The organism is Kitasatospora sp. NBC_00039 (assembly GCF_045160625.1).
In the GTDB taxonomy this organism is placed as follows: Bacteria; Actinomycetota; Actinomycetes; order Streptomycetales; family Streptomycetaceae; genus Kitasatospora.
Genome location: NZ_CP108289.1, coordinates 7,232,073 through 7,243,825 on the forward strand (window position 1 = coordinate 7,232,073; position 11,753 = coordinate 7,243,825).

Annotated in this window: 9 protein-coding genes; 5 read left to right on the top strand and 4 right to left on the bottom strand. The window is 73.0% G+C overall.

The annotated features are described in order from the left end of the window. Window positions 1–477 (top strand): aldo/keto reductase, encoded by a 477-nt coding sequence (locus OG286_RS32310; protein WP_405359092.1) that lies wholly within the window; start codon window positions 1–3, stop codon window positions 475–477. Then, on the top strand, window positions 474–1,040 hold the full coding sequence (cyaB, locus tag OG286_RS32315) for a class IV adenylate cyclase (RefSeq protein WP_396323864.1): 567 nt from the start codon (window positions 474–476) through the stop codon (window positions 1,038–1,040). Before OG286_RS32310 ends, cyaB begins: the two co-directional genes overlap by 4 nt. A 310-nt stretch (window positions 1,041–1,350) precedes the next feature. Here the strand turns inward: cyaB and meaB are convergent, their stop codons facing one another. Genes meaB through OG286_RS32330 form a run of 3 tightly spaced genes read right to left on the bottom strand, consistent with a single transcriptional unit; the run spans window position 1,351 to window position 6,470 of the window. Then, complete coding sequence (gene meaB, locus OG286_RS32320; protein WP_405365951.1) at window positions 1,351–2,346, bottom strand: methylmalonyl Co-A mutase-associated GTPase MeaB; 996 nt, start codon at window positions 2,344–2,346, stop codon at window positions 1,351–1,353. Between the two features lie 12 nt (window positions 2,347–2,358). Continuing rightward, window positions 2,359–4,566: a methylmalonyl-CoA mutase gene (scpA, locus tag OG286_RS32325; protein WP_396323866.1), complete on the bottom strand. Its 2,208-nt coding sequence runs from the start codon at window positions 4,564–4,566 to the stop codon at window positions 2,359–2,361. Next, window positions 4,563–6,470, bottom strand: coding sequence for a methylmalonyl-CoA mutase subunit beta (locus OG286_RS32330; protein WP_405359089.1), 1,908 nt, complete (start codon window positions 6,468–6,470; stop codon window positions 4,563–4,565). Before OG286_RS32330 ends, scpA begins: the two co-directional genes overlap by 4 nt. 436 nt (window positions 6,471–6,906) lie before the next feature. On the opposite strand from OG286_RS32330, the gene OG286_RS32335 reads away from it, so the two are divergent. Further along, entirely contained in the window at window positions 6,907–7,980 is a 1,074-nt protein-coding gene (locus OG286_RS32335; RefSeq protein WP_405359087.1) for an NlpC/P60 family protein, read from the top strand. Here OG286_RS32335 and OG286_RS32340 read toward each other — a convergent pair. Next, window positions 7,949–8,248, bottom strand: a complete 300-nt coding sequence (locus OG286_RS32340; protein ID WP_405365952.1) for a DUF1731 domain-containing protein — start codon at window positions 8,246–8,248, stop codon at window positions 7,949–7,951. The two genes, OG286_RS32335 and OG286_RS32340, sit on opposite strands and share 32 nt — an antisense overlap. Before the next feature lie 187 nt (window positions 8,249–8,435). Between OG286_RS32340 and OG286_RS32345 the strand changes: the two genes are divergently transcribed. After that, a complete protein-coding gene (locus OG286_RS32345; protein WP_405365953.1) occupies window positions 8,436–9,308 on the top strand; it encodes a hypothetical protein in 873 nt (290 codons plus the stop codon). 400 nt (window positions 9,309–9,708) lie between these two features. After that, window positions 9,709–11,541 carry an asparagine synthase (glutamine-hydrolyzing) gene (gene asnB, locus OG286_RS32350; protein ID WP_405359081.1) on the top strand — a complete coding sequence of 611 codons (1,833 nt, stop codon included), beginning with the start codon at window positions 9,709–9,711 and terminating at the stop codon, window positions 11,539–11,541. Window positions 11,542–11,753: the final 212 nt, after the last annotated feature.

Below are 11,753 nucleotides of genomic sequence, written 5' to 3' on the forward strand. Positions count from 1 at the left end.
TTGCTCAGCCCGCTGTACGCCCCCGATGAGACCGACGTCTTCAGCTTCGCCCGCCGCCACCAGGTCGGCCTGCTGCTCAAGCAGGTACTCGGCCAAGGCCTGCTCATCGGCGCGCGCAGCCCCAGCTCGCCCATGGCCTTTCCCGCCGGAGACCACCGCCAAGGCGGCCCGTTGTTCACGGCGACCGCGCTGCGGGCTATCCACGCCGGGCTGGACCAGCTGTGTCAGCGGTTCGGCGGTGGCCAGGCAGACCTCACGCGAGTGGCCGTGCGATATGCCCTCCAGCGAGACCCCAACGCCGTGGTTCTGCTCGGCTTCCGCAACGCCCGGCAGATCGGCAGCAACGTCACCTGCCTGGGTGAACCCCTGAGCTTGGAGGACATTGGCGCGATTCAGCTCGCCATGTCGTCCGTCCGGGACATGCTTGCCGCGTCCGGACCCGCCATCTCCAACTCCCATCAGGAGCACAGCGCATGAAGTACATCGAGGTCGAGCAGAAGTTCCAGCTGCTGAGCTCGCCGGACGATCTCAAGGCCACGCTCACAGCCCGTGGGGCCAAGGCCGACACGGCTTCGCGCCAGGTGGACACCTACTACAACGCGCCCCACCGCGACTTCCTGGCCGGTGAGGTCATCTCCGAGTGGCTGCGGGTGCGGGTCGAGGACGGGGGATCGTCGCTCAACTTCAAGCGGTGGTACCCACTGGAGGAAAAGATCAAGACCCACTGCGACGAGTTCGAGACCGCCGTTGCCGACGCCGAGGCGGTCACCCGGCTCCTCGGCGCGCTCGCCTTCACCCACCTGACCACGGTCGACAAGGTCAGGGAGGAGTGGGTCACGGACGGCATCGCGGTGGCGTTCGACACCGTGGCCGGCCTGGGCGAGTTCATCGAGTTCGAGTTCAAGGGCGAGGCCGGCACCATTGAGGAGGCCACGGCCAAGATCGAGACGTTCATCGCCGGGCTGGGCATCAAGCTGGGCGACCGAATCCATGCTGGCTACCCGCACATGGCACTGGGGATCACGCCTGCGACTGCCTGATCGAGCGCGTGGACGGGCCGGTGCTCGCAGCGGACGAGCACCGGCCTCAGCGCCAATCAGCGGATCCCCCAACAGATGCGTCGGTGTCTCGGCAGCGCCGAGACACCGACGTCCGGCCCTGGGCGGTTAAGGGGCGTCAGGTTCAAGTACCTGGAAACTGCTGGAACGCCGTGCCCCACGCATGGGCGGGGCACGGCGCTCAACCGTCACGATCTGTGCCAGGTGGCGTAGTGGAGGCCGTGGGCGGCTCGTGTGGTGGGCTGCTCTTCTCTGCCGCCGTGGCGGCCGGGTTCGCGGCCGGTTGTGACCGTCAGGACGAGGGGCCGAAGAAGCCCTCCAGGATCTGCTGGGCAGCCGACCCCGCCGGCAGCGTGCCCGCGCGGACCTGCTGCTCCAGCCCGGGGGCGAGCCTCTGGACCTCCGGATGCGCGTGCAGCCGCGCGAAGAGCTGGTCGTGGACCATCGCCCACGTCCACTCGACCTGCTGGTCGCGGCGCTTCGCCGTCAGGGCGCCGGTCGCGTCGAGCACCTTGCGGTGCTGCTGCAGCCGTTCCCACAGCACGTCGAGCCCGCTGCCGTCGCGGCCGCTGCAGGTGAGCACCGGCGGCGTCCACGGCGCGTCCGGCGACTGCAACAGCCGCAGTGCGCCCGCCAGTTCGCGGGCGGCGGCCTTGGCGTCGGTCTCGTGCGGGCCGTCGGCCTTGTTGACGGCGATCACGTCGGCGAGTTCCAGCACGCCCTTCTTGATGCCCTGGAGCTGGTCCCCGGTGCGGGCCAGCGAGAGCAGCAGGAAGGAGTCGACCATGCCGGCCACCGTGGTCTCCGACTGCCCGACGCCGACCGTCTCGATCAGCACGACGTCGTGGCCGGCGGCCTCCATCACCACCATCGACTCGCGGGTGGCCCGGGCCACGCCGCCGAGTGTGCCGGAGGTGGGGGAGGGGCGGACGAAGGCGTTAGGGTCGACGGCGAGGCGCTCCATCCGGGTCTTGTCGCCCAGGATGGAGCCGCCGGTGCGGCTGGACGTCGGGTCGACGGCCAGCACCGCGACGCGGTGGCCGAGGCCGGTGAGCATGGTGCCGAACGCGTCGATGAAAGTCGACTTGCCGACACCGGGGACGCCGGTGATGCCCACCCGGACCGCCCCGCCCGCGTGCGGCAGCAGCATGGTGAGCAGCTGCTGCGCCAGCGCGCGGTGGTCGGGCCGGGTGGACTCGACGAGGGTGATGGCCCGCGCGATGTACGCGCGCGAGCCTTCCCGCACCCCCTGGGCGTACTGGTCGAGGTCGATCGTCCGGGGCGCCATCGGCTCAGCGCCTCAGAGCTCGTGGCCGAGGTCGGCGGCCAGCGACTTGAGCAGGTCGTAGGCGGCGTCCGGAATCACCGTGCCGGGCGGGAAGACCGCCGCGGCGCCCGCCTCGTACAGCGCGTCGAAGTCGCCCGGGGGGATGACCCCGCCGACCACGATGGTGATGTCCTCCCGGCCGGCCTCGGCCAGCTCGGTGCGCAGGGCCGGCACCAGGGTGAGGTGTCCGGCGGCCAGCGAGGAGACGCCGACGATGTGGACGTCCGCCTCGACGGCCTGGCGGGCCACCTCGGCCGGGGTCTGGAACAGCGGGCCGACGTCCACCGTGAAGCCGAGGTCGGCGAAGGCGGTGGCGATCACCTTCTGGCCGCGGTCGTGGCCGTCCTGGCCCATCTTGGCGACCAGGATGCGCGGCCGCCGGCCCTCGGCCTGCTCGAACCGCTCGACCAGGTCGCGGGTGCGCTGGAGCGGGGCCGACGCCCCGGCTTCGTCTCGGTACACACCCGAGATGGTACGGATCTGGCCCGAGTGCCGGCCGTACACCTTCTCCAGGGCGTCCGAGATCTCGCCGACGGTGGCCATGGCCCGGGCCGCGTTCACCGCCAGGTGGAGCAGGTTGCCGTCCAGCGAACCGCCGCGCTGCGGACCGGCCTCGGCGGCCCGGGTCAGCGCGTGCAGCGCGGCCTGGGTGGCGGCCTCGTCGCGCTCGTCGCGCAGGCGGCGCAGCTTCTCGATCTGGCGGGCGCGCACCGAGGAGTTGTCGACCTTGAGCACGTCGATCTGCTCGTCGCTCTCCACCCGGTACTTGTTGACGCCGATCACCGGCTGGCGGCCGGAGTCGATCCGGGCCTGGGTGCGGGCCGCGGCCTCCTCCACGCGCAGCTTCGGGATGCCCGCGTCGATCGCCTTGGCCATACCGCCGGCCGCCTCCACCTCCTGGATGTGCTGCCAGGCGCGGCGGGCCAGGTCGTGGGTGAGCTTCTCGACGTACGCGGAGCCGCCCCACGGGTCGATGACCCGGCAGGTGCCGGACTCCTGCTGGAGCAGCAGCTGGGTGTTGCGGGCGATCCGGGCCGAGAAGTCGGTCGGCAGCGCCAGCGCCTCGTCGAGGGCGTTGGTGTGCAGCGACTGGGTGTGCCCCTGCGTCGCGGCCATCGCCTCCACACAGGTACGGGTGACGTTGTTGAACACGTCCTGTGCGGTCAGCGACCAGCCGGACGTCTGCGAATGGGTGCGCAGCGACAGCGACTTGGCGTTCTTCGGGTCGAACTGCCTGACCAGCTTGGCCCAGAGCAGCCGGGCCGCGCGCAGCTTGGCGACCTCCATGAAGAAGTTCATGCCGATCGCCCAGAAGAACGACAGCCGCGGCGCGAAGGCGTCCACGTCCAGCCCGACGTCCAGCCCGGCCCGCAGGTACTCGACGCCGTCGGCCAGCGTGTAGGCCAGCTCCAGGTCGGCCGTGGCCCCGGCCTCCTGGATGTGGTAGCCGGAGATGGAGATCGAGTTGTACCGCGGCATCTTCTGCGAGGTGTACGCGAAGATGTCCGAGATGATCCGCATCGACGGCTGCGGCGGGTAGATGTAGGTGTTGCGGACCATGAACTCCTTGAGGATGTCGTTCTGGATGGTCCCTGCGAGCTTCTCCGGCGGCACCCCCTGCTCCTCGGCCGCCACGATGTACAGCGCCAGGACGGGCAGCACCGCGCCGTTCATGGTCATCGACACCGACATCTTGTCCAGCGGGATGCCGTCGAAGAGCTGGCGCATGTCGTAGATGGAGTCGATCGCCACGCCCGCCATGCCCACGTCGCCGGTCACCCGCGGGTGGTCGCTGTCGTAGCCGCGGTGGGTCGGCAGGTCGAAGGCGACCGAGAGGCCCTTCTGGCCGGCCGCCAGGTTGCGGCGGTAGAAGGCGTTGGACTCCTCGGCGGTGGAGAACCCGGCGTACTGCCGGACCGTCCACGGCTGGTTGACGTACATCGTCGGGTACGGGCCGCGCAGGTACGGGGCGACGCCGGGGTAGGTGCCCAGGAAGTCCAGGCCGGCCAGGTCGTCCGCGGTGTACAGCGGCTTGACGCCGATGCCCTCGGGGGTGTCCCAGCGCAGCTCGTCGACGTCCTTGCCGGTGGCCTGGCGCCAGGCGGCCTGCCAGCTCTCGTCGGTGACGTCCCGGGCGGCGTCGCCGTCCAGCCCGATTCCGGTGAAGTCGGGGATCATCACGCCACCTTGCTCTCGTCGGCGATGTTCTCGTCGGTGATCTCGTCCAGCAGGCCGGTCAGCGTGGCGACGGCGTCGCCGCCCGCCGCTACGAAGCCGTCCACGCCCGCCGCCTCGTAGGCCGCGCGCTGCTCGCCGGGACGCCCGGCCAGCAGCACCCGGCGCGCGCCCGCCGCCTTGAGGGCGGCCGCGACGGCCTCGGCGTGCTCGCCGTACAGCGCGTCGCTGGAGCACAGGCACGCGGCCGTGGCGCCGGAGGCGGCGAAGGCCTCGGCGAACGCGGCCGGGTCGACGGACTCCAGCGAGGTCGTCGCGATGCCGCCGGCCTGGAACAGGTTGGCGGCGAAGGTGGTGCGCGCGGTGTGCGCGGCGGCGGTGCCGATCGAGGCCAGGAACAGCGTGGGCCGGGCGCCGGTGGCGGCCAGGACCGCGTCCGAGCGGTCCCGCAGCGTCTCGTACGCCTCGGCGCGGCGCACCTGCGGCAGCCCGCCGTGCGGTGCGGCCGGGGCCGGCTCGCGGACCAGCGGCTGCTCGCCCAGGTGCGGGAACTCACTGACGCCGGTGACCGGTTCGCGCCGCTTGGCGAGCCGGACGGACCGCTCCGCCCAGGTCGCGGCGATCCGCTCGCCGACCAGCCCGTCGGTGAGGGCGGCCCGCTGGCCGCCGGCCCGCTCGATCTCCTGGAACCAGGCCCAGGCGGCCTGCGCCAGCTCCTCGCTCAGCTGCTCGACGTACCAGGAGCCGCCGGCCGGGTCGATCACCCGGGCCAGGTGGGACTCCTCCAGCAGGATCGACTGGGTGTTGCGGGCGATCCGGCGGGCGAAGGCGTCCGGCAGGCCGAGCGCACTGTCGAAGGGCAGCACGGTGACGGCGTCGGCGCCGCCGACCCCCGCGGCCAGGCAGGCCACGGTGGTGCGCAGCATGTTCACCCACGGATCGCGGGCGGTCATCATCACCCGGGAGGTGACGGCGTGCTGGCGCTGCGCCGAGGCCTCCGCGGACGCCCCCGACACCTCGGCGACGCGGGCCCAGAGGCGGCGCGCGGCACGGAACTTGGCGATCGTCAGGAACTGGTCGGCGTCCGCCGCGTAGCGGAACTCCAGCTGGCCGAGCGCGGCGTCGACCGACAGCCCGGCGGCGGTCAGCGCCCGCAGGTAGGCGACGCCGGTGGCGAGCGAGCAGCCCAGCTCCTGGGCGGGGGAGGCGCCGGCCTCGTGGTAGGGCAAGGCGTCGACGGTCAGGGCCCGGACTCCCGGGTACGCGGCGGCGCAGCGGGCGGCCAGTGCGGTGGCCTCGGCGAGCAGCGAGGGGGTGCGGTCGGCCTGGCCGGTACGGGCCTGGAGGCCCAGCGGGTCGGCGCCGAGGTTGCCGGCGGCGGCGCCGGGGGAGACCTCGCGCTCCTCGTACAGCTTGAACAACTGCTCGGCGGCGTCCGTGAATTCGGGGCCGGCGTCGAGCGCCACGGCGGCCAGGTCCAGGTACACCCCGGTCAGCGCCTCGGGCAGGGCGGTCACCGGGAGGCCCTCGCCGCCCAGCTCCAGCCAGATCGAGCCGACGCCGTGCTCCAGGTCGGCCAGGACGGCCTCGTTGGTGCGCCGGCGGTCCGGGTCGGCGTGTCGCTGGCGGACGTCCCACCCGGCGACGACCGAGCCCTGCGGCCTGCCGCCGCGCACGAACGGCGGGAAGCCCGGGTAGCCGGGCTCGGCCGCGGTGTCCTCGGCGGTGTACAGCGGGCGGGCACGCAGGCCGTCCTGGAGGCCGGTGGTGAGCGCCTGCTCGGCGGCGGCGCCGTCCTCGGGCTGGGCACCGGACTTGCGCAGCACACCCTCGACGAGCTGCTGCCACTGCTCACGGTGCGCGGCCGGGAACTCGGCAGCGAGGGGGAGCCCTTCGGGCGGGACCTTCATGACCGCAGGTTAGCGCCCGTTAGCGAGGGCGCAGGAGGGGAGGCGCGTGTGACCTTTCCCTCGATTTAGCGAAGCCTCAGCACTCCGGGCGGCGAGGAGTGTCGCGGGCGGCGGCACCCGAGGTCAGGGCCGGTGTCGCGGGCGGCGGCACCCGTGGTCGACGCCGGTGTCACGGGTGGCGGCACCCGAGGTCGACGCCGGTGTCACGGACCATGATCGACTGACCGGAATCGCCCGGAACGGGGGAATTGCGGAACCCCGCCCCTCGGCAGTCGAGGCCCTTCGAGGAAGGCGCACGGGGACGGCACCCCCATGCGTCCCTGCTCGCCTTCGCCGTGCCTTTCGCAGCTCCCGGCGCCTCGAGGTGAACCCACGAACGCCCCCTGGACGTTTCTCCAATGTCCCCTCCAGCGTCCCCGAAGGAGAGCCCACCGCCATGGGAAAGCGCCGCAAGCCCAACCCTGCGAGCCGGGCCCGCCTGGTAGTCCTCACCACGGCCATGGCCGGCGGCGCGGTGCTCGCCTCCGGCACGGCCCACGCCGAGCCCACCCCCACCCTCGCCTCCGTCAAGGAGCAGGTGGACCAGCTCAACCAGGAGGCCGAGCAGGCCACCGAGCGCTACAACGGCTTCCAGGCCAAGCAGCAGAAGCTCCAGGGCGAGGCCAACCGGATCCAGGAGAAGGTCGCCCGCGGCCAGGAGGCCATGAACGAACTGCGGGTCCGGCTCGGCGCGGTCGCCGCCGACCAGTACCGCAGCAACGGCATGGACCCGGGCGTCCAGCTCATGCTCGACTCCGACCCGGCCGCCTACCTGGCGCGCGCCTCGGTGCAGAACCAGGTCGCCGACTCCCAGACGAACCTGCTCAAGCAGGCCCAGGACGAACAGCGCAAGCTCGACCAGGACCGCACCGAGGCCGCCGCCACCCTCGCCGAGCTCGACACCGTCGGCGCCTCGCTCGGCGCGGAGAAGGGACAGGTCCAGACCAAGCTCGCCCAGGCCCAGGCCCTGCTCAACAAGCTCAGCGCCGCCGAGCGCGCCAAGATCAACGCCCAGGAGTCCGCCGACAAGGCCAAGGCCGCCGCCCAGCAGGCCGCCGCCGCCGACCGCGCCTCCCGCTCCGCCGAACGCCCCGGCACGAACACCCCGCCGCCGCCGGCCGCCAGTGGCCGCGCCGCCGCCATCGTCCAGTTCGCCTACGCCCAGCTCGGCAAGCCCTACGGCTGGAGCATGACCGGCCCCAACAGCTTCGACTGCTCCGGCCTCACCGGTGCCGCCTACCGCGCGGCCGACGTCAAGCTCCCCCGCATGTCCCAGGACCAGTGGAACGCCGGCACCCGCATCGCCCGCGGCGACCTCCAGCCCGGCGACCTGGTCTTCTTCTACGACGACCTGCACCACGTGGGCATCTACATCGGCGACGGCAAGATGATCCACTCCCCCCGCACCGGCAAGAACATCGAGGTCCTCCCGATCGGCGTCATGCCCTACATGGGCGCCGTCCGGCCGTAGCCGCCGCAGCCCGCCCGCGCTGCGGGTGCGGGGTCCAGGCGAGGAGGTGGGGGAGGGCCGGGCGGAGGCCGGGTTCGCCGCCCGTCGTACGGGCAGGGCCTGGTGCCGGTCGGTGTCGCAGCCGGCGGGCGAGGTCGACGGCGGCCGCGGGCCAGTGCGGGTGCTCGAAGCCGAAGCCCGCGTCCTGGAGCCGTCCGGGTGCCACCGAGCGGCTCTTGAGCAGCAGTTCGGCGTTGTCGTCTTTAGCTTGATACGAAAATGAACGCATTCAAAAGGGATGGTGTCCGGGTGGCGCCCTCCGATGGAGGGCGGACCGTTTTGCGTGACGCAGCCGGTTCGCACTAGGTTTCGACGCCGTCGACGCGGGTGGGCCGCAGGGGAGCTGACCACTGGTCATGCGGCTGGCCGCCCGGTCGTGTCGCCAGGAACATCGCATCGGGGGAAGGAACAGTCAGTTGCGTACCAGCGGAACCAGCGGAACCAGCGGAACCAGTGGGGCCGGCGGCACCAGGCGAGGCCACGGGACCACCGTCATCACCAGGACGGCCGTCACCGCCGCCGCGCTCCTCTGCCTCGGCGTGCTGAACGCCTGCGGACCGGACGACAGCGGCGGGCAGAACGCCGCCCCGGGTACCGCCGCCACCGCGGCCGCCACCGCCCCGGCGAGCGGCGCCGCGCAGCCGTCGACCGGCGCGGCCAAGCCGTCCTCGGCCGGGCCCGCCGTCTCCAAGGACATCCCGGCCGGCGCCTGGATCAACCCGCGTGCCGTCCCGCTCGACGCGGTCTACAAGTGGCCGGCCCCGGCAGGCACCGCCAAGGGGGTGAGCGGCACGCCGGCCTTCAAGCTCCAGGAGCTGTGCCACTCGAAGCTGTCCCAGGACAACGAGAGCCTCGGCGCCGGCCGGGCCGCCGCCCAGTCCGTGATCGGGGCCGGGGGCGCCGACCAGTGGCAGGCCCAGCAGACCCTCCTCTACGAGGGCGACCCGCGCCCCAGCAGCGGCGTCGCGCAGAGCGCCTACGCGGTCTTCGGCGACCTCCGGGACGAGGTCAAGGCCTGCGCCAAGACCGTCCCGGGCGCCACCGTCAAGGTGACCAGCCCCGAGGACGGGAAGTACTTCGCGGCGACGGTGACCGTCCCGCAGGCCGGCGGCACCACCGTCACCCTGCACGAGTACCTGACCGCCCCGGACGGCACGGTGAACGAGCTGTCGCTCTGGACGGCCGGCAAGCCCGGCGCCCAGCCCAAGGTCCCGTGGGCCGGCCCCGCCGACGCCGATGTGGCCAAGGCGATGGACTCGGCGCTCTGCACCGCCCTCAAGGACTGCTGAGCCCGGGCAGGGCCGGACGGCGATCAGCGGGACGGCGAGTACCGGACGGAGAACGCCGGACGGAGAACGCCGGACGGAGTACGGCTGACGGCGAACAGCGGGCGGCGGGTGCGGGAAGCGCCCGACGCCCGCTGTTCCACTCCCGCGTCCCCTGCTGTCCGCGCTCCCGGTGGAGGGCGGACCGTTGCGAGCGGCAGGAGGCTAAGGCGGTTCGTGTCCGACCTCGTACGGCATGGCCGGAAATGTGTCCGAATCGAGGGAACCCCGGGCCCTCGCCGCACGACTGGTGGACCGGGCGCCGACGGGCGGCCGTGCCGGGCCGGGAGCTCCGGGCGGACGGCGCGGTCCGCCCGCCCCGCCAGCCCGGTCCGACTCTGCCCGCCCCGAGGAGTGCACGCGCATGTGCGGAATCACCGGCTGGGCGTCCTTCCACCAGGACGTCCGCCACAGCGCCCCCGTCATCGAGGCGATGACCGCCACCATGGCCCTGCGCGGGCCCGACGCCGGCGGGGTCTGGCTCGGCGCCCGCGCCGCGCTCGGCCACCGTCGCCTCGCCGTGATCGACATCGAGGGTGGCGCACAGCCCATGGCCGACCGCCGCGACCACCCGGGCGTCGTCCTGACCTACAGCGGCGAGGTCTACAACCACCACCAGCTGCGCGCCGAACTCCAGGCCAAGGGGCACCGGTTCGAGACCCGCAGCGACACCGAGGTGGTGCTCCGCGCCTACCAGCAGTGGGGCGACGCCCTGGTCGACCGCCTGGAGGGCATGTACGCCTTCGCCATCTGGGACGAGCGGGCCGAGCGCCTGCTGCTCGTCCGCGACCGGCTCGGCGTCAAGCCGCTGTTCTGGGCGCCCGTCGGGGGCGGCCTCGCGTTCGGCTCCGAGCCCAAGGCGCTCTTCGCCCACCCCGAGATCACCCCGACCGTCGACGCCGACGGCCTGCGCGAGGCCTACAGCCTGCTCTTCAACACCGGCCCCACCGTCTGGGCCGGCGTCCGCGAGGTCCGGCCCGGCGGCCTGCTCGTCCTCGACCGGGACGGCATCCGGGAGCGGCGGTACTGGGAGCTGCAGGCCTGCCCGCACACCGACGACCTCGCCGCCACCACCGAGCAGGTCCGCTCGCTGGTCAACCGCGCCGCCCGCGCCCAACTGGAGGCCGACGTCCCGCTCTGCAGCCTGCTCTCCGGCGGCCTGGACTCCACCGTCGTCACCGCGCTGGTCGCCGACGAACTCCGGCTGACCGAGGGCCCGCAGGCCAAGCTGCGCTCCTACGCCGTCGACTACAGCGACCAGGCCGAACAGTTCACCGGCGACGTGCTGCGCACCGGCCACGACACCCCGTACGCCGCCGAGGCCGGTGCCTTCATCGGCAGCGACCACTCCACCGTCGTCCTCGACCCGGCCGCCCTGCTCGACCCGGAGAACCGCCGGGCCGTCGTCGTCTCCCGCGACTCGCCGATCGGAGTCGGCGACATGGACACCTCGCTCTACCTGCTGTTCGGCGAGATCCGCAGGCACTCCACCGTCGCCCTGTCCGGCGAGGCGGCGGACGAGGTGTTCGGCGGCTACCCGTGGTTCCACACCCCCAGGGCGCTCGCCGCGCAGACCTTCCCCTGGCTGCTCGTCACCGGCGACGAGGCCGCCATGCCGATCAACCCGGACCTCGCCGCACACCTGCGCATCGGCGAGTTCCGCGACGACACCTACCGCACCGCGCTCGCCGCCGTCCCGCACCTGGACGACGAGAGCCCCGCCGAACACCGCCAGCGCGAGATGCAGCACGTCTCGCTCACCCGCTGGCTGCGCCAGCTGCTGCACCGCAAGGACCGTCTTTCGATGGCGCAGGGCCTGGAGGTCCGCGTCCCCTACTGCGACCACCGTCTGGTCGAGTACGCCTTCAACATCCCCTGGGCGATGAAGAGCCACGACGGGCGGGAGAAGAGCCTGCTCCGCTCCACCGGTCAGGGCGTCGCGCCGGACTCGGTGCTCTGGCGGCCGAAGAACCACTACCCGACCACCCACCACGCCGACTACAACAGCGGCCTGCAGCGCCTCGCGCGCGAGGCGCTCGACGCGCCGCACGTGCGCGACATCGCCGACGAGACGGTCATCAAGGCCAGCCTCGACACCCCGGCCGAGCAGCTGGAGTGGGGCCACCGGCTGCGCCTGGAGCGGGTCGTCGACCTCGCGCTCTGGCTCGACCACCACCGCCCGGCGCTCGCCGTCTGACGGCCCGCCCGCGGCACCGCCCCCGCCCCGGACGCTCTCCGGGACGGGGGCGGTGCCGTTTCCGGGGCAGAGTGGCGGGGGCTCGTCGGGGCCCCGGTTGGGGCAGGGCTCGTCGGGGCCCGGTTGGGGCCGCGGTGGGTCGGGGCCCGGTTGGGGCCGCGGTGGGTCGGGCGCCCTGTCCGGGGGCGCGAGGCGTGGCGACCGGGGTTCGG

What these genes read in the sequence shown, in the direction of transcription:
- OG286_RS32340 (WP_405365952.1), bottom strand. Translation starts at nt 8,248, where the DNA reads ATGCGTTCATTTTCGTATCAAGCTAAAGACGACAACGCCGAACTGCTG.
- OG286_RS32330 (WP_405359089.1), bottom strand. Translation starts at nt 6,470, where the DNA reads ATGAAGGTCCCGCCCGAAGGGCTCCCCCTCGCTGCCGAGTTCCCGGCC.
- meaB (WP_405365951.1), bottom strand. Translation starts at nt 2,346, where the DNA reads ATGGCGCCCCGGACGATCGACCTCGACCAGTACGCCCAGGGGGTGCGG.
- asnB (WP_405359081.1), top strand. Translation starts at nt 9,709, where the DNA reads ATGTGCGGAATCACCGGCTGGGCGTCCTTCCACCAGGACGTCCGCCAC.
- cyaB (WP_396323864.1), top strand. Translation starts at nt 474, where the DNA reads ATGAAGTACATCGAGGTCGAGCAGAAGTTCCAGCTGCTGAGCTCGCCG.
- OG286_RS32335 (WP_405359087.1), top strand. Translation starts at nt 6,907, where the DNA reads ATGGGAAAGCGCCGCAAGCCCAACCCTGCGAGCCGGGCCCGCCTGGTA.